The organism is Pseudomonas parakoreensis, from assembly GCF_021602155.1.
In the GTDB taxonomy this organism is placed as follows: Bacteria; Pseudomonadota; Gammaproteobacteria; order Pseudomonadales; family Pseudomonadaceae; genus Aquipseudomonas; species Aquipseudomonas parakoreensis.
This window is the reverse complement of sequence record NZ_BQHY01000005.1, coordinates 121,180-141,191: the sequence shown is the minus strand read 5'-3', so window position 1 is coordinate 141,191 and position 20,012 is coordinate 121,180. Positions and strand designations below refer to the sequence as shown.

Below are 20,012 nucleotides of genomic sequence, written 5' to 3'. Positions count from 1 at the left end.
ACGCGCTCCACAAAAACAATTAAACGAAGGATCCTTCAATGGATAACTCCAACGCCCTGCCCCTTGGGTCGGCTGCCGCGCCCGCCAAAGCAAGAACCACCGCCAGCCGGATCAAATCGATCTTCAGCGGCTCGGTCGGCAACATGGTCGAGTGGTATGACTGGTACGTCTACGCCGCTTTCTCGCTGTACTTTGCCAAAACCTTCTTCCCCGCCGGTTCCACCACCGCGCAACTGATGAACACCGCCGCGATCTTCGCCGTGGGCTTCCTGATGCGTCCGATCGGTGGCTGGCTGATGGGCCTCTACGCCGACAAGGTCGGTCGCAAGAAAGCCTTGATGGCCTCGGTCTACCTGATGTGCTTCGGCTCCTTGCTGATCGCCCTCAGCCCGAACTACGAAACCATCGGCATCGGCGCGCCGATCCTGCTGGTGTTTGCCCGTTTGCTGCAGGGCCTGTCGGTCGGCGGCGAATACGGCACCTCGGCCACCTACCTGTCGGAGATGGCGACCAAGGAACGTCGCGGTTTCTTCTCCAGCTTCCAGTACGTGACCCTGATCTCCGGCCAGCTCATCGCGCTGGGTGTGCTGATCGTGCTGCAGAACCTGCTGACCACCGAACAGCTGTACGCGTGGGGCTGGCGTATTCCGTTCGCCATCGGCGCACTGTGCGCGGTCGTCGCGCTGTACCTGCGTCGCGGCATGGAAGAGACCGAGTCGTTCACCAAAAAAGAGAAGTCCAAGGAAAGCGCCATGCGCACCTTGCTGCGCCATCCGAAAGAGCTGCTCACCGTGGTCGGCCTGACCATGGGCGGTACGCTGGCGTTCTACACCTACACCACCTACATGCAAAAATACCTGGTGAACACGGTCGGCATGAGCATCTCCGACTCGACCACCATTTCCGCCGCCACGCTGTTCCTGTTCATGTGCCTGCAACCGATCATCGGTGGCCTGTCCGATAAAATCGGTCGACGTCCGATCCTGATCGCTTTCGGCGTGCTCGGTACGATCTTCACCGTGCCGATCCTGATGACCCTGCACACCATCCAGACCTGGTGGGGCGCGTTCTTCCTGATCATGGCCGCACTGATCATTGTCAGCGGCTACACCTCGATCAACGCCGTGGTGAAAGCCGAACTGTTCCCGACCGAAATCCGCGCGCTGGGCGTCGGTCTGCCCTACGCACTGACCGTATCGATCTTCGGCGGCACCGCCGAATACATCGCACTGTGGTTCAAGAGCATCGGCATGGAAACCGGTTACTACTGGTACGTGACCGCGTGCATCGCAGTGTCGTTGCTGGTGTACATCACCATGAAAGACACGCAGAAACACTCGCGGATCGTGACGGACTGATCGGGTTTTCACAGCCACTGCAACGGTGGCTGTGGTGGCCTCATCGCTGGCAAGCCAGCTCCCACAGGTTCAGGTGGTGCACACAGATTTGGTGAACATCACCGATCATTGTGGGAGCTGGCTTGCCAGCGATTGGGACGACTCGGTATCAAGTCAACTCGGCAACCGGCGGCTTGCCATAACGCTTCTGCGCAAACGACGCGCCGGCAATCATCACCAGCAGAATCCCCGCCAGCACCGCCGACGAGCCGATGGTGCCGAAGTCCAAGCCACCCTTTTCATGGGATTTGGTCATCAGGTCACCCAAGGTCGCACCGAACGGCCGGGTCAGCACGAACGCCACCCAGAACAAGACCACGGTCGAAATCCTGGTGAAGTATTTGAGCGCGACCACCACGGCAATGGTCGAGCCGATCAGCAGCGCGCCACCGGCAAAACCCAGGCCCGAATCATCGGCCAGGTAGTCGCCGAGCGCGGTCCCCAGGGTGTTGGAAAACAGAATCGCCATCCAGTAGAACATCTCGCCCCGAAAGGTCTGCACCTTGCTGACGTTCAGCGAATCGCCGCTCAGGCGCCAGGCCGCAAAGATCGCCAGCAGAATCGCAATCAGGATCATCGATCCGGTGGCGTAGCCCAGTTCAAGGGTGCGGTCCATGAAGTCGGACATGGTGGTGCCGGCGGTGCTGGTCGACAGAATCACGATCCAGTACAGCAGCGGCTTGTAGGTCTTGGCCATCAACTGGGTGATCAGGGTCAGCACGAACACGCTGATCAGGATCAGCGAGCTGAGGGCGTAACCGACGTTGAGGGTCATCGACAGCAAGTCCCCCGCGGTTTCCCCCAGGGTCGTCGCGCAGATTTTCATGACCCAGAACGCCAGGGTGATTTGAGGCAGTTTGTTCATCGCAAGCAAAGCTCCAGTGTGAGACGGCTGGTTCTTGGTTTTCTGGCCGTGGGCAGACTGGCGTTGCACCGGTGAAAAACCGGTCGGGAATGTATGAAAAATCTGTCACACAGCCCGAAGGAGGCCATTAATTAGCGGTTAATGCATCTCCCGCATCCTGCACCTGCCTGATCGATGACCTGCGCGGCGCTCGCTCTAACGACGAAAGCGAATTGAATGCGCCGCCCTTAATATCAAGTTAATCGATTGTTTTTAGCATTTATTTGCGCTTTTTAATCAATTTAGTTGGCGTAGCATTAGATCCAAGCAAGACACATCGCCAACGCATCTGGAGTAACTGACATGAAAACCAAACTGATCCTCGCCCTGACCCTGTCCGTATTGGCCGCCAACACTTTCGCTGCCGATGGTTCGGACAAAACCAAATCGGCCGACTTCATTTCCGGCGCCAGCGCCGCCATCGAAACCAGCCACTCGGGCACTTACGCCGCTGACGGTTTCGATAAAACCAACATCGGCAAAACCGTGGCTGCCGATGGCTTCGACAAGACCGGTACTGCCAACGCCATCGCGGCTGACGGCTTCGATAAAACCGGTACTGCTGCAGCCATCAGCTGAATATCAGCAGCTCTTCCACAGCCCGGCTTCGGCCGGGCTTAGTCATTTCTGAAGCCGCACAATTCTCAAATCCACCAAAATCCCCTGTAGGAGCTGCCGAAGGCTGCGATCTTTTGATTTTGTTTTTAAGAGCAAGATCAAAAGATCGCAGCCTTCGGCAGCTCCTACAGTGGGATCAGCGTTTGACTGGAAATACGCGGTGCGCTCTTACACTATGGCGTCTTTCAGAATGCCCTCTTGAGGAACCCCAGCCATGTCCGATGACATCCACTTCTACGAACCCGCTCACGGCCACGGCCTGCCCCACGATCCGTTCAACGCCATCGTCGGCCCGCGCCCTATCGGCTGGATTTCTTCGCAGGATGCCCACGGCCGGCTGAACCTTGCGCCTTACAGCTTCTTCAACGCGTTCAACTACATTCCGCCGATCATTGGTTTTTCCAGCGTCGGACGCAAAGACAGCCTGAACAACATCGAGCAGACCGGCGAATTCGCCTGGAACCTCGCCACCCGGCCGCTGGCCGAGCAGATGAACCAGAGCTGCGCGATGGTCGCGCCCGAGGTCAACGAGTTTGAATTGGCGGGACTGACGCCGGTGGCGTCGAAGCTGATTGCAGTGCCACGGGTAGCCGAAAGCCCGGTGTCCTTCGAATGCAAGGTCACGCAGATCATTCAGTTGCAGCGCGCCGATGGCGAAACCGTGCCGAGCTGGCTGATTCTCGGTGAAGTGGTTGCCGTGCATATCGCCAAGTGGCTGTTGAAGGACGGGATCTACGACACCGCCGCGGCAGAACCGATTCTGCGCGGCGGCGGGCCGGCGGATTATTTCCAGTTGGGGCCTGAAGCCCTGTTCAAAATGTGGCGCCCGGGGGCGGGCAAGTAAGCGCAGTTACCAGATCAGCTCGGCGTCATCAGTGACGCCCTGCAGACGTTCCAGCTCCTGGGTCGCCGCGTCATCGGCAGCGATGGCGCCGGGGAACACCTGATCACCCAGCAGTTTATGGAAACGTGGCGCACCGCCATCGACCAGGGCCTTGACCGCGATTGCCGCGTGATAACCCTTGTTGCCGCCCAGCTCGACGGGGACGACTGCGGAGACTGCTTCGAAATGTTCGAACTCTTTACGTGCCATGGCACACATCCTGGCTCAGACCAATAAGCCGGACATTAAACCCTCAACCGGCGAGTTTGTGTATCGGTGCCGGGTATTGTCCCAGCGCCTGCACCGCTGACACCTCTTTGAAGGTGTGGAAATCCAGGCTGTTGACCACCAGGTCCTGGACCAGCTCGGCAAAAATCTGCATCGACGGGCTGTTGAAATACGCGGTCATCGCCTGTTGATGGCTCCAGAAACCGGAGACCAGCCACAGCTCCGGATCGCATTGCGACTGCTGCAAGGCGAAGTTCAGGCAACCGGGGGCGTTGCGTGACGGTTCGATCAAGGCACTGAGGCGCATACCCAGTTCGGCGGAGCGGCCGGCGCGCGCTCGAACGAAGGCCATATGACTGACGGGAATCTGCTTGGACATGTTCAACCCTCCCAGGGAGTCGCGTGGCAGCCGGGGGACGGGCTGCGACAGGATCCAAGGTTAAGGGCCGCGCGCAAGGTGCCGTTAGTCGATTCCTGCCGCCCTGTTGCACAATCCTGCGAGACTGCATAAACGACTGGCAACCACCGCTAAAGCCCTGTCACACCGCTGTCATACGAGTTTTGTGTAGGAGCTGCCGAAGGCTGCGATCTTTTGACTTTCGCTTTTAAAATCAAAAGATCGCAGCCTTCGGCAGCTCCTACAGGGGGATTTGACCGCAGGCACTGTGCGTCGGATGCAGGCTGATCGCGGCGGCACAAAAGCAGCCGATGCAGAATCAGGCAAGCATTTGACAGGATGTGTCTACCGCTGGCGCTTGCACAAATATAGTCTCTGCCCCATTCCACCGTCTTAGCAGAGGATGCCGCGCATGACGTCATTCGATCGTTTCCAGTCTCCGCCCGATGCCGACATGGAAAAACAGCGCGCAGAACTCGCGGCGATCATCCGCCGCAACACCACGGACGACGGCAGTTACCAGACCGCCATCGGCTCACTGTTCATGTCGCGCCACACAAAATCCCATGATTTCGCCCCGGTGCTCGCGCAACCGGCGCTGTGCATCATGGCCCAGGGTCGCAAAGAGGTACGGCTGGCCGATGAGTTCTTCAATTACGACCCGCTGAATTACCTGGTGGTCTCGGTCTCGATGCCGCTCAGCGGGCGGGTAGTAAATGTCTCGCCGGAGGAGCCGATCCTCGCCGTGCGCCTGGACATCGACCCGGCGGAAATCACCGCACTGATCGCCGACGCCGGCCCCATGGGCGTGCCGACCCGGCCGACCGGGCGCGGCCTGTATGTGGAGAAGATCGACAGCGCGATGCTCGACGCGGTGTTGCGTCTGGCGCGACTGCTGGATGCGCCGAAAGACATCGCCATGCTCGCGCCACTGATTCGCCGGGAGATTCTCTATCGCCTGCTGCGCAGTCCGCAGGGCCACCGTTTGTATGAGATTGCGATTGCCAACAGTCAGAGCCATCGCATCAGTCAGGCGATCAAATGGCTCAACGGCAACTTCGAACAGCCGCTGCGCATCGATGATCTGGCGAAAGAAGTGAACCTCAGCGTCTCGACCCTGCATCACCGTTTCAAGGCGATGACCGCGATGAGTCCGCTGCAATATCAAAAGCAACTGCGCCTGCAAGAGGCGCGGCGCCTGATGCTGGCCGAAGGGCTGGAAGCGTCGGCAGCGGGCTATCGCGTGGGCTATGAAAGCCCGTCGCAATTCAGCCGTGAGTACAGCCGCTTGTTTGGTGCGCCGCCGTTAAGGGATCTGGCGCGGTTGCGGCAGTCGGTCTGATCAAGGTGTTGTGTTGTATCGATTGACGCCATCGCTGGCAAGCCAGCTCCCACAGTTTCTTCGGGTGTGCACACATTCTGTGTTCAGCACAAAACTCTGTGGGAGCTGGCTTGCCAGCGATGGGGCCAGTCAAGACAACCTCAATCCAGAATCAGGCACCGAGTACCCGACACGCCTCGCTCGGCAACGTCACCGACACCGGATGCCCGATTCCCAAACCGATCCCCTGACACGGCGTGCTCAATGCGGTGAACGTCACCCCGGAACACTCCACCGTGGTCTCGATGGTCGCCCCGATATCCCTCACGAACGTCACCTTCCCGAGCAAGCGATTGCCCGCCGTCGCCTGTGGCGCGGACAGTTGCAGGTCTTCCGGACGAATCAGCATCTTCACCTTCTGCCCCGCCTCGATGCTGCTGCAGATCGGTACTTGCAGCGCATCACCGCCCGGCAGGCTGACTTTGCCGTCGCCCAGCGCCGTGGCCGGAAAGATGTTGCCCGAACCGATGAAGTCGGCGACGAACTCGTTGGCCGGGTGCCGATAGATTTCGATCGGCGTGCCCACCTGCTGCACCTTGTGCTCGCCGAGCACCACGACGATATCGGCCATGGTCATGGCTTCGCGCTGATCATGGGTGACCATGATCGTGGTGATGTTCAAACGCTGCTGCAACTGGCGGATTTCCACCTGCATCGACTCGCGGAGCTTGGCGTCCAGCGCCGACAGCGGTTCGTCGAGCAGGAGGATTTTCGGCCGCGAGGCGATGGCCCGGGCAATCGCCACCCGCTGTCGTTGCCCGCCGGAGAGCTTCGCCACCGGCCGGTCGATCATCGCTTGCAACTGGATCAGCTCCAGCAACTCCACTACCCGCGTCTGCTGCTCGGCCTTGCTCACGCCGCGCAGTTTCAGCGGGTAGGCGATGTTCTCGCCAACGGTCATGTGCGGAAACAGCGCCAGCGACTGGAACACCATGCCGAAGTTGCGCAAGTGCGCCGGGGTGCGACCGATGTCCTCGCCATCGAGGCGAATCTCGCCGCCGGTGAGGGTTTCCAGCCCGGCGATCATCCGCAACAAGGTGGTTTTGCCACAGCCCGACGGGCCGAGAAAACACACCAGTTTGCCTTCCGGCAAATGCAGGTTGACGTCCTGTACCGCGCAAGCCGAACCGTAGAATTTCTCGACGTTTTCCAGAATCAGACCAGTCATGTTGCACCTCAAATCAAAAGGAAACGCCGCCCTCGCCCACCAGCTTCTCCAGCGCCCAGATCAGGACGAAGTCGATCAGCACGATCAGCACGGCAAACGAGAACACGGTAGGGTCGAGCGATGACACGGTGCGGCTGTACATCCAGATCGGCACGGTCATGACGTCGATGGTGTAGAGGAAATAGGTCACGGTGAATTCGTTGAACGAGACGATGAACGCCAGCAGCATCCCCGCCAGAATCCCCGACTTCATCAACGGCACCACCACATCGACAATCGCCCGCAGCGGTGAGGCGCCGAGCATCCGCGCCGCCTCTTCGACTTCACTGCCGATGGAGAGCATCGCGGCGGTGCAGTTTTTCACCACGAACGGCAGCGCCAGAATCACGTGGGCAATCACCAGCCGCGAGGTGGTCAGGTGAAACGGCAGGCTGTCGAACACCAGCAGCAACGCCAAACCCAACACCACCATCGGAAACACCAGCGGCAGCGACATCAGTTGCAGCGCCACGGCTTTGCCACGGAACTCGCAGCGGGTCAGCGCATAGGCGGCGGGCACCGCGATCAGCGTGGCGAAGACCATGGTCAGGCACGACACCAGCAGGCTGGTGGCCATGGCCTGGCCGAGGCTCAACACATCACTGGCGTCCGGCGAGACGAAGGTGTGCCAGGCCGCCTTGTACCATTGCAGGCTGTAGCTGCTCGGCGGGAAGTCGAGGTTCGACGCACCGCTGAACGACATGACGATCATGGTCAGGATCGGCAACACCGCCAGCAGCAGAATGACCCCGGAAAGGATCCCGGCGAACTTGCCGGTGTCGCCGGGCAGCAGCGCCATGCGCTTGTTGGTCAGGGTACTCATTGCGAAGCCTCCAGCAGGCGCCGACGACGGCCAGTGATGTATTCGGACAGGGTCATGATCGCCAGCGTGGTGACGATCAGCACCACCCCGGCCGCCGATGCGGCGGGCCAGTTCATCAGCGGCGCGATCTGGTCATGCACCATCACCGCGAGCATCGGCACACGGCGACCACCGAGCAGCAACGGCACGACAAAACTGCTGGCGTTGTAGGCGAACACCAGCGTCGCCCCGGTGATGATCCCCGGCAGACTCATCGGCAACACCACCTGGCGGAACACCTGAAAACGGCTGGCGCCCAGGGTTGCGGCGGCCTCTTCGTAGGTGCGCGCGACACCGCGCATGGCGCTGGCAATCGGCAACACCGCCAGTGGAAACGCAGTCTGCACCAGGCCCATCAGCACGCCGTTCTGGTTGTACAGCAGCATGATCGGGCGCTTGATCAGACCCAGGCCCATCAGCGTCTGGTTGAGCATCCCGCCCGGGCCGAGAATCACCAGCCAGCCGTAGCTTTGCAGCAACAAGTTGACCAGCAGCGGCAACAGCACCGCCGCGAGAAAGATCCGCCGCACGAACGGCGAGGTCAGGCGTGACATGGTGTACGCCACCGGGATCGCCAGCAGCACGGCGATCACCGCACTGATCAACGCCAGACGCAGGGTCAGCAGCAGGGATTTCAGGTAATAGGGTTCGAGCAATTGCGCGTAGCTGGCGAGGCTGAACCCGCTCCACTCCGCGCCTTTAGTGCCGACACTCATGCGCAGCACCAGCAGACTGGCGGCGATCAGCACACCGAGAAACAGCATCGACGGCGTGAGGAAAAACCACGCCCGGGCGGTCGGCGAAACACCGCGCGCCGGGCGCACGTCTGCGGCGCCGACCGGTTGGGTCAGGGATTGATGTTCCATAGCAATGATCTCGTCAATGGAAAGCCGAACAACACATCCCTGTAGGAGCTGCCGAAGGCTGCGATCTTTTGATCTTGCTGTTGATCCTCATCTGCGCAAAGAAGATCAAAGGCAAAAGATCGCAGCCTTCGGCAGCTCCTACAGGAGGTGTTAGGGTCAGGAAGAAAAGATTTCCGTATAACGACGAATCCATTGGTCATGCACGGTCGCCAGGAAGGCGTTGTCGTGCATGATCGCCTTCTCGGCAATCTGCTCCGGGGTGAGGATGTACGGGCTCTTGCGCGCTTCGGCGGAGATGATCGCCTTGGCGTTGACCGGGCCGTTGAAGATGTCTTCGGCCATCTTGCCCTGCACCAGCGGGTCGAGAGAGTGATCGATGAAGGCGTAGGCCAGATCGGTGTCGCCCGGACGGTTCTTCGGCATCACCGAGAGCATCAGGTCGGTGTAGAAACCTTCCTTCATGCCGAACGTGGCACCGAGGCCGTAGTTCGGGTCGCGGATCTGCTTGGGGAAGAATGCCGGGGCGTACAGCCCACCCATGTCCAGGGAACCGGTGCGGAACAGCTCGGCGATCTGGTTCGGGTTCTCGCCGAGGGTGACCACGCGATCCTTGAGCTCGGCGAGTTTCTTGAAGCCCGGCTCAATGTTGTGTTCATCACCGCCGGCGAGTTTCGCGGCGATGATGATCAGGTCCATGGCCTCGGTCCAGTTCGGCGGCGGCAGGAAAATGTTCGGCGCCAGATCGGCATCCCACAGCGCGGCGTAACTGTCCGGAGCCTGTTTGAGGGTGCGGGTGCTGTAGACCAGACTGTTGCACCACAGCAGGTAACCGATGCCGTGCCCGTTGGCGCCGGTGCGGTATTTTTCCGGTACATCGATCAGGTTGGGAATGCGGTTGAGGTCGGGTTTTTCCAGCAGTCCGGCGGCGGCCAGACCTTCAGCACCGACTCCGGCCAGGGTGATGATGTCGTACTGCGGACGGTCACCGCCGGCCTTGAGTTTGGCGACCATTTCCGAGGTGCTGCCAGTGCGGTCGGCGATGACCTTGGCGCCGGTCTTGGCCTCGAACGTGGCGGCGATGTTGCGCAGTGCGGCGAGGCCGGTGTCATCCGACCAGGTCAGCAAACGCAGGGTCTTGCCGGCAAACCGTGTGTCGCTGGCGCTGGCCCGGATGAAGGGCATGCTCAGGGCCGCCGCTGCTACCGAGGCGACGCCGACGGTTTTAATGAATTGACGCCTGTTCAGATCATGCTCGCCCATGAAGGACTCCCTTTGTTCTTTTAAGTATGAGGTTGGTCGCAACCGTTGCATCCGCGCGGCCGGATCCGCTGCAGGCCTTGTATTCAAAGGCCTGCAGCGCAGCCGACGGGTTCATCCTGAGGTCGTGCAATACACCTGACTATCGATAAAAACTCATCGAAGCCATGACACCGACGCATGCCTCGTTGCGAGGCATGCGCTCACCTTTTTCGGGCGCTCAGAGCGCCCGGATCACGTGTTTGATTTCCTGAAACGCAGCCAGGCCCCACGGCCCCAATTCACGGCCGACGCTGCTCTGCTTGTAGCCGCCCCACGCCGTCTGCGGGAAGATCACTTGCGGCGCGTTGAGCCATACAAGCCCCGCCTGCAGGGCGTTGGCGACCCGGTCGGCAGTCTCGGCGTTACGCGTCACCACACTGGCGACCAGCCCGAACTGGCTGTCGTTGGCCAAGGCAATCGCCTCGGCTTCGCTGCCGAAACGGCGCACGCAGAGCACCGGGCCAAAGATCTCTTCACACCACAGCGCACTGTCGAGGGGCACGTTGGTGAACACCGTCGGCTGCAAAAAATAACCGCGCGACAGATGCGCCGGACGATTGCCGCCGCACACCAGCTTCGCCCCGGCACTCAAACCGCGGTCGATGTGGCCGAGCACACGCTGGTACTGCGCCTGATTGACCAGTGCGCCCATCTCCACGTCCGGGTCGAACGGGTCGGCCACGCGAATCGCTTGCGCGCGTTTTCGCAGACGCTCAAGAAATTCATCGGCCAGCTCCTCGGCGACCAGCACGCGACTGGTGGCTGAACACATCTGCCCGGCATTGAAGAAACCGCCGCCGCAAGCCAGTTCCACGGCCAGTTCCAGATCGGCGTCTTCGAGCACCAGCAACGAAGATTTGCCACCCAGTTCCAGGCTCACGCCCTTCACGGTTTCGGCAGCACGCTGCATCACTTGCACGCCGACAGCGTTGCTGCCGGTGAAAGAAATCTTGGCGATACGCGGATCCGCCGACAGCGGCGCCCCCACCGCCAGACCGGTGCCGCAGACCAGGTTGAACACGCCGTCGGGCAGACCGGATTCAGCAATGATCGCCGCCAGTTCCAGCTCCGGCAGCGGCGTGACTTCCGAAGGTTTGAGCACCACGCAGCAACCAGCGGCCAAGGCCGGTGCGAGCTTCCACGCAGTGGTGACCATCGGGAAATTCCACGGCACGATCAGCCCGACCACACCGCACGGTTCACGACGCAGACGCGCGCTGAAATCGTCGCTGGGCAGCACCACGTTACTGTCGAGTTGTGCGTCGAGGCCTTCGGCCAAACCGGCGTAATACTCGAAGGTGGCGATCACATCATCGACGTCGATGGCGGCTTCGAATTGCGGTTTGCCGTTGTTGCACGACTGCAATTTCATCAGGTGTTCGCGACCGTTGCGCACGCCGTTGGCGATGTTGCGCAGGATCGCGCCGCGTTCTGCACCGCTGGTTTTCGACCAGCGCTTGAACGCTGCAGTGGCGGCGCTGACGGCCAGATCAACTGCGCTTTCATCGCCGCCATTGACCGTGGTCAGCAGCGCTTCGGTGGCCGGGTTGATCACCCGCAGGTGTTCACGCCCGGCCGACCATTGGCCGTTGATGTACAGGCCATCGAGTGTGGTCGGGAAATTGATCATTGGGCCACCGCCTGCATCCATTGGGTCTGATCGATTTCGATCAGGGTCGGGCCCTGACGATCAGTGGCGGCACGCAGCGCGCCGCGCAGTTGTTCAACCGAGCTGATCGCTTCGGCGGCACAGCCCAGGGCCTTGGCGACGCCGATGAAATCCGGGGTGTAGATGTCGACGCCGACCGGCTCAATGGCGCGGTTGACCATGTACTTCTTGATCTCTTCGTAACCCTGGTTATTCCACAGCAGGATGATCACCGGCGTGCGCGCTTCAACCGCGCTGGCCAGTTCCGGCAGGGTGAACTGCAAGCCGCCGTCGCCGATCAGGCACACCACCGGCGGACGAGCGCCACCCTCGAGGTTGCCACCGAGCCACGCGCCAATCGCCGCCGGCAAGGCGTAACCGAGGGTGCCGTAACCGGTCGACGAGTTGAACCAGCGCCGTGGTCGCTCCGGGTTGAAGGTGAGGTTGCCGGTGTACACCGGTTGCGTGGAGTCGCCGACGAACACCGCGTCCGGCAACTCGTGCAGGACGGTTTCCAGAAAACGGGTCTGGGCCAGGGTGGATGCATCCCAGGTCGCGGCCAGCTCATCGCGCAGACGCGCTGCCCGCACCTGGCCCCAATCGTTGCGCCGCTCGGCCAGCGCCTGCTGCGATAGCGCACCGAGCAGCGCTTGCGCAGCGTTGCGCGAGTCGGCGACCAAGGCCACGTGCGGCGGATAATTGCGCACGGTCTGATCGGCGTCGATGTCGATGCGCAGCAGCTTGCCGGGAATCTCGAAGCCGCCGGCGAAGGTCACGTCGTAATCGGTTTCGGCCAGTTCGGTGCCGATTGCCAGCACCACGTCGGCATCGGCCACCAGCGCGCGGGTCGCGACCAGGCTTTGCGTCGAGCCGATCAGCAGCGGATGGCTGGCCGGCAACATGCCTTTGGCATTAATGGTCAGCGCCACCGGAGCGTCGAGCAACTCGGCCAGTTCGGTGAGTTCGGCGGCGGCATCGATGGCCCCGCCACCGGCGAGAATCAGCGGACGCTGAGCGCCGGCCAGCAGTTCGCTCATGCGCCTTACGGCAGCCGGTGCAGCCCCGGCGCGGTCGATATTGACCGGGACGCTGGCGAGCAGTTCGTCGGCCTCTTCCACCAACACATCCAGCGGAATCTCGATGTGCACCGGACGCGGACGCCCGGCCTGGAACAGCGCGAAGGCACGGGCCAGCACGGCCGGCAATTCTGCCGCCGACATCAAAGTGTGGGAGAACGCCGCCACGCCGCCGACCAGCGCACTCTGGTTCGGCAACTCATGGAGCTTGCCGCGACCGCCGCCCAACTGGCTGCGGGTCTGCACGCTGGAGATCACCAGCATCGGGATCGAGTCGGCATACGCCTGGCCCATCGCGGTGGTGATGTTGGTCATGCCCGGGCCGGTGATGATGAAGCACACCCCCGGTTTGCCGCTGGTGCGCGCGTAGCCGTCGGCCATGAAACCGGCGCCCTGTTCATGCCGTGGGGTGACATGGTTGATGCTCGAACGGGCCAGCCCGCGATACAGCTCCACGGTGTGCACCCCGGGAATACCGAACACCTGCTCGACCCCGTAATCCTCGAGTAACTTGACCAGTACTTCGCCACACGTCGCCATGTCGATTGCCCTTCTTGTTGTTCAATACGCCGTGCCAGTGTGGGAGCGAGCTTGCTCGCGAAAGCGGTGTATCAGCCACATTGATGCTGAATGGAAAACCGTATTCGCGAGCAAGCTCGCTCCCACATCGATCCGGGTGGAATGAGCTCATTGAACGGGCGGCAGGTAGCGGCAACAATCGATTAAAAGTCATACTAGCCATGTCCTCACGTCATACCTTGGATCCACATGAAACGACTGCCTCCCCTGCCCGCCCTGCACACGTTTCTGATTACTGCGCAGTGCTGCAACTTCACCCGGGCGGCCGAGCAGTTGCACATCACTCAGGGCGCCGTGAGCCGGCAGATCGCCGGGCTGGAAGATCATCTGGGGTATGAGCTGTTCATCCGTCTGGCCCGAGGCCTGGAGCTGACCGCCGAAGGGCGCGAATGGTTGCCGCGGGTGGAGAAGATTTTCGGGTTGATCAGCGAGGCCACCGAGCAGATCGGTCGCAAGCGTCAGACCCTGCAACTCAAGGCGCCCAGCTGCGTGATGCGCTGGCTGGTGCCGCGTCTGTTGCAATGGCAAAAGGAACGCCCGGACGTACCGGTCAAACTGACCACCACACTGGCCCACGGTGTCGACTTCCAGCGCGAGCAGTTCGATGCGGCGGTGATCTACGGCACGCCGCCGGACAACTCATCCACTGCCCTGCATCTGTTCGATGAGCAACTGACGCCGGTCTGCTCGCCAGCATTATTGAAAGGCCCACCGGCGCTGAGCGAACCGGCCGACCTGCAACAACATCTGCTATTGCATCCGACCCGCGATACGCAGGATTGGACGGTATGGCTGACGGCGGCCGAATTGCAGTTGAACAACGTCAACACGGGCCAGCATTTCGAGACGCTGGATCAGGCGATGTCGATGGCGTCCCACGGGACGGGTGTGGCGATTGGCGACTGGTCGTTGATCGGCGATGACCTGTGCGCCGGGCGGCTGGTGATGCCGTTTGAGCTGAAGGTGAAGACGGGGCTGGGCTACTACGTGGTGATGCCGCAGGGTGCAGGGGCGTCGCCGCAGCTGGAAGAACTGATGATCTGGCTGGTGGAGCAGGCGCACACCCGCTGAAACACCACATTCCCCTGTAGGAGCTGCCGCAGGCTGCGATCTTTTGACTTTGATTTAAAAAAACAAGATCAAAAGATCGTCCGATCGCGGCCCGAGCCTGCGGCAGCTCCTACAGGGGGCGTTTGCAGGTCAGTAGCCGACGGTAAACCGCTGACGCGAATGCTTCGGCGTTTCCACTTCGTCAATCAACGCAATCGCGTAGTCGGCGAAGGTGATCCAGCTGCGACCTTCGGCACTCACCAGCAAGTGATCCTTGCCGACGCGGAAGCTGCCGGTACGCTCACCTTCGACAAACTCGGCCGATGGCGAGACGAAGGTCCAGTCCAGTTCCTTCTCCTGACGCAAGGCATCGAGAAACGCTGCCCCGGCGCTGGCCTCGGCTTTGTACTCGGCCGGAAAACCGGCGCTGTCGATCACTCGGGTGTCATCCGGCAGCAGCAGCGAACCGGCACCACCGACCACCAGCAGACGTTTCACGCCCGCCTGCTTCACCGGGCCAACCACGGCACTGGCCGGTACCGTGGCGAAATGCGCGGCGCTGATCACCACGTCGTGACCGGCGACGGCGGCTTGCAGCGCCGCCGAATCCAGCACATCGACATTCTTGCTGACCACCCCGGCACGTGCGCCGATCTTCGAAGTATCGCGGGCGATGGCGGTGACGCTATGGCCGCGACGCAGGGCCTCTTCCAGCAGTTGGCTACCGGCGCGGCCGGTGGCACCAATGATTGCGATCTTGCTCATGACATTCTCCAGTTGGCTTGAGAGTTTCAACGACGGCATAAATCTAATCTTGAAGCGGTATTCCCTGTGGCGAGGGAGCTTGCTCCCGCTGGAGGGCGGAGCACTCCCCGCCTGTTTCAGCTACAACGCATTGGCAGGTTTTACGCCTGTTGCGCAGGTGGGCGGGAGCAAGCTCCCTCGCCACAAAAGTCCTCTCGACCTGTGTTTCAGATCAATCGGGTTACCACTGCATTTCGCCCTTGGCGACTTTGGCGCTCAGTTCCAGCGAGCTTTCTTCGCCGAGTGTCGGGTAGCGCTTTTGCATGGCCTTGATCAGTGCGGCGGAATCCTTGGCCTTGGCGGTTTCTTCGTCGAAAGCCTTAATGTAGTCGGCGGTGAATTTCACGCTGGCCAGCGAGCGGCTGCTCTCGCCCAGGTAGTGACCGGGCACCACGGTTTTCGGCCTCAGGGTGTCGATCGAGTGCAGGGTTTGCAGCCAGTCGGCGTGGGATTGCGCGGTCTGGGTATCGGCCATCCACACATGAATGTTCTCGGCGACCACCACGCCACCGACCACAGCCTTGAGCGACGGAATCCACACGAAGCTGCGATCCGGTTGTTTGCCCTCAAGACCGACCACCTGCAGTTTCTGCCCTTCGAGCATCAGGCTGTCACCCTTGAGCACGCCCGGCACGATGGTTTTGGCCGGCACGTCGGCGCCCATTTTCGGGCCCCAGAAGGCGAGTTTGCCGGCGACGGTTTTGTTGATGTGATCCACAGTCGGCTGCGACGCCAGCACCTTGGCGTCGGGGAAGGCCTGGGTCAGAGTGTCGAGGCCGAAGTAGTAATCCGGGTCCCCGTGGCTGATGTAAATGGTGGTCAGGTGTTTGCCGCTGGCGCGGATCTTTTCCACCACCTGTTCGGCCTGGGCCTTGCCGAATTGCGCATCGACCAGGATCGCGTCTTTTTCGCCGCTGACCAGCACCGAGGTCACCGGAAAAATCGCGTTGGTGCCCGGGTTGTAAACGTCCAGGGTCAGGTTGGCGGCAGCGGCGTGGGCCGCAAAACCGAGGGTGGCGGTGGCCAGCAAAACGCGCTTGAGGGTGGTGAAGCCGATCATCTGTTGCTCCGTGATCCGAATGCCGTGTTTGGCGATGGGACAGAGCTTAGTTGCCTGACTCGGTACAAAAAATGCGATGCTTGAACATAGTTTGTTTCTGAAAGCGGGCAAATCATGGATCGTCTTCAAGCAATGCGCGTGTTTGTCACCGTAGTGGATCTGGGCAGCCAGTCGGCGGCGGCCGATCATCTGGAGCTGTCGCGGCCGGTGGTGTCGCGCTATCTGGCGGAGCTGGAAGACTGGGTCGGCGCGCGCCTGATGCACCGCACCACACGCAAATTGAGCCTGACCGCCGCCGGCAGCGAAATCCTGCCGCGCTGCCGACAGATGCTCGAACTCTCAAGCGATATGCAGGCCGCTGTCAGCGAACCCCACGATGCGCCGCGCGGACTGCTGCGCATCAGTGTCAGCACCTCGTTTGGCCAGGCACAACTGGCCGATGCCATGGCGGCGTACGTCAAGCGCTACCCCGGGGTCAGCATCGATCTGCAAATGCTCGACCGCACGGTGAATCTGGTGGATGAACGCATCGATCTGGCGATCCGCACCAGCAATGACCTGGACCCGAACCTGATCGCCCGCCGCCTGACCGTATGCCGTTCGGTGGTCTGCGCCGCGCCCGCCTACTTGCGCGACAACCCGCCGCCGCAGCGGGTCGAGGACCTGAGCCGGCACAACTGCCTGACGCATTCGTATTTCGGCAAGAGCCTGTGGCATTTCGAAGAGGACGGCGAACCGGTGTCGGTGCCGGTACAAGGCAACATCAGCGCCAACGAAGCCAGCACCCTGTTGCGCGCGACCCTGGCCGGTGCGGGCGTGGCGATGCTGCCGACCTATCAGGCCGGGGTACATATGCATGCCGGAGAACTGGTGCGTCTGCTGCCGGATGCCGAACCACGGCAGATGAACATTTACGCGGTGTACGCCTCACGCAAACACATGCCGGCGGCGCTGCGCAGCATGCTGGATTTTCTGGTGCAACGGTTTCCCGAGCATCCAGAGTGGGATGTGGGGTTGTAGAAAAGCAAAAGATCGCAGCCTGCGGCAGCTCCTATAGAGGAAATGCTTTCCAAATGTAGGAGCTGCCGCAGGCTGCGATCTTTTGATCTTGTTCTATGCTGAAAGTAATACCGCAGGGTATGCGTTCAGAGGTCTACGCCATGAACATCAGAACAAGAAGGTACTTCGCGATCTTCATCACCTGCGCCGCCACGCTGGCGTTATACGGCACTGCGGCCTGGCGGGTCGAGCAACTGCGACAACTGCCCCGCGATTATGCGAGCTGCAATTTCGAGCGTTGTATTCCGCACAATGCGACGCTGAACGCATTGCGCTGATTCGGCTTGCTATCAACCCTGTGGGGGCTTGGCTTGCCAGCGATGACGGTGGCCCAGACGCCTTCAGTGCTGACTGACAGGACGCAATCGCTGGCAAGCCAGCTCCCACAGGGGGCGGTGGTGTTTTACCCGATCACTGCTCGGCCTTCAGCCGGTCGCGAAACGCCTTTGGCGAAATCCCCACCCTGCGCCGGAACAGGCGCGTGAAGTTGGTCGGATCGGAAAACCCCAACAGCTCCGACATCTCGTAAATGGTCATGCTGGTGTAGGTCAGCAAACGTTTGGCTTCCAGTAACTGGCGTTCGTGCATGATCTGCAGCGCTGGCTGCCCTGCCAGCTCCCGGCAAGTACCGTTGAGGTGTGACACCGAAATCCCCAGGCGATGCGCCAGGTCTTCGACCTTCACATGCTGGCGGTACGTCTCCTCCACCAATTGAATGAACCCATTGAGGTATTCGCGCTGGCGTTGTGGGCGCTGACTGGCGTTATGGCGCACGATCGCCTGACGGCTGACCCAGACCATGATCACGCTGACCAGCGAATGCATGAGCATTTCCCGCGCGGGTTGATGGCCGTTGTACTCGGCCTGCAATGCTGAAAACAGACTGTGCAGGTATTCCGCATCCTTGCCCGCCGGATAGTGCTCGGCCTGCGCCAGAGCATGCACCGAATTGCCCAGTTGCGCCTGCAGGTGGTTGATCAACGGATTGGCGAGGGTAACGACGAAACCTTCGACGTCCTCGGAAAAACGAAAGCCATGCACCGACAACGGGGGCAGGACTTGAATTGCGGGTTCGTTGAGCTGCGTGCGTTGACCTTCGATTTCAAGCTCTGCCTGACCTTTGAAAACGAAGAGTAACTGGCACAAATCGGCGTGGCGGTGGGGTTTGATTTCCCATTGATGTTCGCGGCTGCGTTTGGAAATGGTTTCACAGTGCAGCAAGTCAGGGGTCGGCCAGTCCAGGCTTTCACCGTAGAGCTTGAACACCGGAATCGAAGGCAGGTCAGGCTTGTTCATCACTTCAATCCAGGCCTCGAGGTTTGCGGGCGATAATCGCACCGATTGGCAGAATGTACAGGTATCGGCTCAGTTTTCACCTTCAATTGACAGACCCGCAAGGGAAAAATGCAAGCACTCGATCCATAAAAATCATTCACCGGCTGCTGTCGCGTGAAGCTTGCGAGTCATAAAAACAATGAAAACGCTGAAAACCCAAGTCGCCATCATTGGCGCCGGTCCCTCCGGATTGCTCCTCGGTCAGTTGCTGCACAACGCCGGCATCGACACCCTGATTCTTGAACGCCAGACGCCCGACTATGTCCTCGGGCGGATTCGCGCCGGCGTGCTCGAACAAGGCATGGTAGAGCTGTTGCGCCAGGCCGGAGTCGGCCAGCGCATGGACGCCGAAGGACTGGTGCACGGCGGTTTCGATCTGGCCCTGGATGGGCGTCTGGCCCACATCGATCTGCAGGGTCTGACCGGTGGCAAAACCGTGATGGTCTACGGCCAGACCGAGGTCACGCGCGACCTGATGGCCGCTCGTCGGGAGGCCGGTGCGTCGACGATTTACGAGGCGAGCCATGTCGTTCCTCACGGCATGAAAAGCGACGAAGCGTTTGTCACCTTCGAAAAGGACGGTGAAACCTGGCGCGTCGATTGCGATTACATCGCCGGTTGCGATGGCTTCCACGGCGTGGCCCGGCAGTCGATTCCCGAAGACTGCCTGAAGGTTTTCGAACGGGTCTACCCGTTCGGCTGGCTGGGAATTCTCGCCGACACCCCGCCAGTGCACGAAGAACTGGTCTACGCCCGTCACGAACGCGGCTTCGCCCTGTGTAGCATGCGTTCGGCCACCCGTACCCGTTATTACCTGCAAGTGCCGGCGGAAGAAAACGTCGCGGACTGGTCCGACGAGCGCTTTTGGGCTGAGCTGAAAACCCGTCTGCCCGCCGCGCTTGCCGAAAAACTGGTCACCGGCCCGTCGATTGAAAAAAGCATCGCGCCGCTGCGCAGCTTTGTCGTTGAGCCGATGCAGTACGGACGGATGTTTCTGCTCGGCGATGCCGCGCACATTGTGCCGCCCACCGGCGCCAAGGGCCTGAACCTGGCCGCCAGCGATGTCAGTACGCTGTTCAATATCCTGCTGAAGGTTTATCGCGAAGGGCGCACGGATCTGTTGGAGAAATACTCGGAAATCTGCCTGCGCCGGGTCTGGAAGGCCGAACGGTTTTCCTGGTGGATGACCTCGATGCTGCACCGCTTCGACGAGCATGATGCTTTCAGCCAACGGATCAGCGCCTCGGAACTGGACTATTTCGTCAGTTCAGAAGCGGGTCGGAAAACCATTGCAGAAAATTACGTCGGGCTTCCTTATGAGGCTATCGAATAGCTTCCTATCGACTTACACTGGCGAGC

The 20,012-nt window shown here is 60.9% G+C and carries 20 protein-coding genes; 8 read left to right on the top strand and 12 right to left on the bottom strand.

Going from position 1 to position 20,012, the window contains the following annotated elements; translation table 11 throughout:
• Positions 1-38: 38 nt before the first annotated feature.
• A complete protein-coding gene (locus L6D63_RS09275; RefSeq protein ID WP_047296114.1) occupies positions 39-1,358 on the top strand; it encodes an MFS transporter in 1,320 nt (439 codons plus the stop codon).
• A gap of 148 nt (positions 1,359-1,506) precedes the next feature.
• Here the strand turns inward: L6D63_RS09275 and L6D63_RS09270 are convergent, their stop codons facing one another.
• Positions 1,507-2,262 carry a COG4705 family protein gene (locus L6D63_RS09270; protein ID WP_047296115.1) on the bottom strand — a complete coding sequence of 252 codons (756 nt, stop codon included), beginning with the start codon at positions 2,260-2,262 and terminating at the stop codon, positions 1,507-1,509.
• Positions 2,263-2,604: 342 nt separating this feature from the next.
• On the opposite strand from L6D63_RS09270, the gene L6D63_RS09265 reads away from it, so the two are divergent.
• Together L6D63_RS09265 and L6D63_RS09260 are read left to right on the top strand one after the other, a co-directional pair.
• Positions 2,605-2,880 carry a hypothetical protein gene (locus tag L6D63_RS09265; RefSeq protein ID WP_086791830.1) on the top strand — a complete coding sequence of 92 codons (276 nt, stop codon included), beginning with the start codon at positions 2,605-2,607 and terminating at the stop codon, positions 2,878-2,880.
• 253 nt (positions 2,881-3,133) lie between these two features.
• Positions 3,134-3,763 (top strand): flavin reductase family protein, encoded by a 630-nt coding sequence (locus tag L6D63_RS09260; protein WP_047296117.1) that lies wholly within the window; start codon positions 3,134-3,136, stop codon positions 3,761-3,763.
• Positions 3,764-3,769: 6 nt separating this feature from the next.
• On the opposite strand, the gene L6D63_RS09255 is transcribed toward L6D63_RS09260, so the two are convergent.
• Together L6D63_RS09255 and L6D63_RS09250 are read right to left on the bottom strand one after the other, a co-directional pair.
• Positions 3,770-4,012, bottom strand: a complete 243-nt coding sequence (locus tag L6D63_RS09255; protein ID WP_047296118.1) for a hypothetical protein — start codon at positions 4,010-4,012, stop codon at positions 3,770-3,772.
• A gap of 43 nt (positions 4,013-4,055) precedes the next feature.
• Positions 4,056-4,409, bottom strand: coding sequence for a putative quinol monooxygenase (locus L6D63_RS09250; protein ID WP_131671132.1), 354 nt, complete (start codon positions 4,407-4,409; stop codon positions 4,056-4,058).
• A gap of 430 nt (positions 4,410-4,839) precedes the next feature.
• Here L6D63_RS09250 and L6D63_RS09245 point away from each other — a divergent pair, with 430 nt between their 5' ends.
• Positions 4,840-5,769 (top strand): AraC family transcriptional regulator, encoded by a 930-nt coding sequence (locus tag L6D63_RS09245; protein ID WP_047296122.1) that lies wholly within the window; start codon positions 4,840-4,842, stop codon positions 5,767-5,769.
• A 151-nt stretch (positions 5,770-5,920) separates the two neighbouring features.
• On the opposite strand, the gene L6D63_RS09240 is transcribed toward L6D63_RS09245, so the two are convergent.
• The 6 genes from L6D63_RS09240 to L6D63_RS09215 form a co-directional block, all read right to left on the bottom strand.
• On the bottom strand, positions 5,921-6,976 hold the full coding sequence (locus L6D63_RS09240; protein WP_131671131.1) for an ABC transporter ATP-binding protein: 1,056 nt from the start codon (positions 6,974-6,976) through the stop codon (positions 5,921-5,923).
• A gap of 13 nt (positions 6,977-6,989) precedes the next feature.
• Positions 6,990-7,838, bottom strand: coding sequence for an ABC transporter permease (locus L6D63_RS09235; RefSeq protein WP_108183646.1), 849 nt, complete (start codon positions 7,836-7,838; stop codon positions 6,990-6,992).
• A complete protein-coding gene (locus L6D63_RS09230; protein ID WP_007965862.1) occupies positions 7,835-8,743 on the bottom strand; it encodes an ABC transporter permease in 909 nt (302 codons plus the stop codon). The genes L6D63_RS09235 and L6D63_RS09230 overlap by 4 nt, the downstream gene beginning before the upstream one ends.
• Before the next feature lie 156 nt (positions 8,744-8,899).
• Positions 8,900-10,003, bottom strand: coding sequence for an ABC transporter substrate-binding protein (locus tag L6D63_RS09225; protein ID WP_027612490.1), 1,104 nt, complete (start codon positions 10,001-10,003; stop codon positions 8,900-8,902).
• Between the two features lie 217 nt (positions 10,004-10,220).
• On the bottom strand, positions 10,221-11,672 hold the full coding sequence (locus L6D63_RS09220) for an aldehyde dehydrogenase family protein (RefSeq protein WP_131671130.1): 1,452 nt from the start codon (positions 11,670-11,672) through the stop codon (positions 10,221-10,223).
• Positions 11,669-13,306 carry a 5-guanidino-2-oxopentanoate decarboxylase gene (locus tag L6D63_RS09215; RefSeq protein ID WP_131671129.1) on the bottom strand — a complete coding sequence of 546 codons (1,638 nt, stop codon included), beginning with the start codon at positions 13,304-13,306 and terminating at the stop codon, positions 11,669-11,671. The genes L6D63_RS09220 and L6D63_RS09215 overlap by 4 nt, the downstream gene beginning before the upstream one ends.
• A 228-nt stretch (positions 13,307-13,534) precedes the next feature.
• Here L6D63_RS09215 and L6D63_RS09210 point away from each other — a divergent pair, with 228 nt between their 5' ends.
• Positions 13,535-14,416 carry a LysR substrate-binding domain-containing protein gene (locus tag L6D63_RS09210; protein WP_121186929.1) on the top strand — a complete coding sequence of 294 codons (882 nt, stop codon included), beginning with the start codon at positions 13,535-13,537 and terminating at the stop codon, positions 14,414-14,416.
• A gap of 129 nt (positions 14,417-14,545) precedes the next feature.
• Here L6D63_RS09210 and L6D63_RS09205 read toward each other — a convergent pair whose 3' ends face one another.
• Both L6D63_RS09205 and L6D63_RS09200 read right to left on the bottom strand, forming a co-directional pair.
• The gene (locus L6D63_RS09205) at positions 14,546-15,160 is read right to left on the bottom strand and encodes an NAD(P)-dependent oxidoreductase (RefSeq protein WP_131671128.1); all 615 of its coding nucleotides are present in this window, start codon (positions 15,158-15,160) and stop codon (positions 14,546-14,548) included.
• A 220-nt stretch (positions 15,161-15,380) separates the two neighbouring features.
• Positions 15,381-16,259 carry an MBL fold metallo-hydrolase gene (locus tag L6D63_RS09200; RefSeq protein ID WP_131671127.1) on the bottom strand — a complete coding sequence of 293 codons (879 nt, stop codon included), beginning with the start codon at positions 16,257-16,259 and terminating at the stop codon, positions 15,381-15,383.
• Between the two features lie 114 nt (positions 16,260-16,373).
• Here L6D63_RS09200 and L6D63_RS09195 point away from each other — a divergent pair, with 114 nt between their 5' ends.
• Together L6D63_RS09195 and L6D63_RS09190 are read left to right on the top strand one after the other, a co-directional pair.
• A complete protein-coding gene (locus tag L6D63_RS09195; protein ID WP_236170312.1) occupies positions 16,374-17,279 on the top strand; it encodes a LysR family transcriptional regulator in 906 nt (301 codons plus the stop codon).
• 140 nt (positions 17,280-17,419) lie between these two features.
• On the top strand, positions 17,420-17,596 hold the full coding sequence (locus L6D63_RS09190; RefSeq protein WP_174376820.1) for a hypothetical protein: 177 nt from the start codon (positions 17,420-17,422) through the stop codon (positions 17,594-17,596).
• 133 nt (positions 17,597-17,729) lie between these two features.
• Here L6D63_RS09190 and L6D63_RS09185 read toward each other — a convergent pair whose 3' ends face one another.
• On the bottom strand, positions 17,730-18,614 hold the full coding sequence (locus tag L6D63_RS09185; RefSeq protein ID WP_041068438.1) for a helix-turn-helix domain-containing protein: 885 nt from the start codon (positions 18,612-18,614) through the stop codon (positions 17,730-17,732).
• 187 nt (positions 18,615-18,801) lie between these two features.
• Between L6D63_RS09185 and pobA the strand changes: the two genes are divergently transcribed.
• A complete protein-coding gene (pobA, locus tag L6D63_RS09180) occupies positions 18,802-19,986 on the top strand; it encodes a 4-hydroxybenzoate 3-monooxygenase (RefSeq protein ID WP_179295016.1) in 1,185 nt (394 codons plus the stop codon).
• Positions 19,987-20,012: the final 26 nt, after the last annotated feature.

What these genes read in the sequence shown, in the direction of transcription:
- L6D63_RS09275 (WP_047296114.1), top strand. Translation starts at nt 39, where the DNA reads ATGGATAACTCCAACGCCCTGCCCCTTGGGTCGGCTGCCGCGCCCGCC.
- L6D63_RS09270 (WP_047296115.1), bottom strand. Translation starts at nt 2,262, where the DNA reads ATGAACAAACTGCCTCAAATCACCCTGGCGTTCTGGGTCATGAAAATC.
- L6D63_RS09265 (WP_086791830.1), top strand. Translation starts at nt 2,605, where the DNA reads ATGAAAACCAAACTGATCCTCGCCCTGACCCTGTCCGTATTGGCCGCC.
- L6D63_RS09260 (WP_047296117.1), top strand. Translation starts at nt 3,134, where the DNA reads ATGTCCGATGACATCCACTTCTACGAACCCGCTCACGGCCACGGCCTG.
- L6D63_RS09255 (WP_047296118.1), bottom strand. Translation starts at nt 4,012, where the DNA reads ATGGCACGTAAAGAGTTCGAACATTTCGAAGCAGTCTCCGCAGTCGTC.
- L6D63_RS09250 (WP_131671132.1), bottom strand. Translation starts at nt 4,409, where the DNA reads ATGTCCAAGCAGATTCCCGTCAGTCATATGGCCTTCGTTCGAGCGCGC.
- L6D63_RS09245 (WP_047296122.1), top strand. Translation starts at nt 4,840, where the DNA reads ATGACGTCATTCGATCGTTTCCAGTCTCCGCCCGATGCCGACATGGAA.
- L6D63_RS09240 (WP_131671131.1), bottom strand. Translation starts at nt 6,976, where the DNA reads ATGACTGGTCTGATTCTGGAAAACGTCGAGAAATTCTACGGTTCGGCT.
- L6D63_RS09235 (WP_108183646.1), bottom strand. Translation starts at nt 7,838, where the DNA reads ATGAGTACCCTGACCAACAAGCGCATGGCGCTGCTGCCCGGCGACACC.
- L6D63_RS09230 (WP_007965862.1), bottom strand. Translation starts at nt 8,743, where the DNA reads ATGGAACATCAATCCCTGACCCAACCGGTCGGCGCCGCAGACGTGCGC.
- L6D63_RS09225 (WP_027612490.1), bottom strand. Translation starts at nt 10,003, where the DNA reads ATGGGCGAGCATGATCTGAACAGGCGTCAATTCATTAAAACCGTCGGC.
- L6D63_RS09220 (WP_131671130.1), bottom strand. Translation starts at nt 11,672, where the DNA reads ATGATCAATTTCCCGACCACACTCGATGGCCTGTACATCAACGGCCAA.
- L6D63_RS09215 (WP_131671129.1), bottom strand. Translation starts at nt 13,306, where the DNA reads ATGGCGACGTGTGGCGAAGTACTGGTCAAGTTACTCGAGGATTACGGG.
- L6D63_RS09210 (WP_121186929.1), top strand. Translation starts at nt 13,535, where the DNA reads ATGAAACGACTGCCTCCCCTGCCCGCCCTGCACACGTTTCTGATTACT.
- L6D63_RS09205 (WP_131671128.1), bottom strand. Translation starts at nt 15,160, where the DNA reads ATGAGCAAGATCGCAATCATTGGTGCCACCGGCCGCGCCGGTAGCCAA.
- L6D63_RS09200 (WP_131671127.1), bottom strand. Translation starts at nt 16,259, where the DNA reads ATGATCGGCTTCACCACCCTCAAGCGCGTTTTGCTGGCCACCGCCACC.
- L6D63_RS09195 (WP_236170312.1), top strand. Translation starts at nt 16,374, where the DNA reads ATGGATCGTCTTCAAGCAATGCGCGTGTTTGTCACCGTAGTGGATCTG.
- L6D63_RS09190 (WP_174376820.1), top strand. Translation starts at nt 17,420, where the DNA reads ATGAACATCAGAACAAGAAGGTACTTCGCGATCTTCATCACCTGCGCC.
- L6D63_RS09185 (WP_041068438.1), bottom strand. Translation starts at nt 18,614, where the DNA reads ATGAACAAGCCTGACCTGCCTTCGATTCCGGTGTTCAAGCTCTACGGT.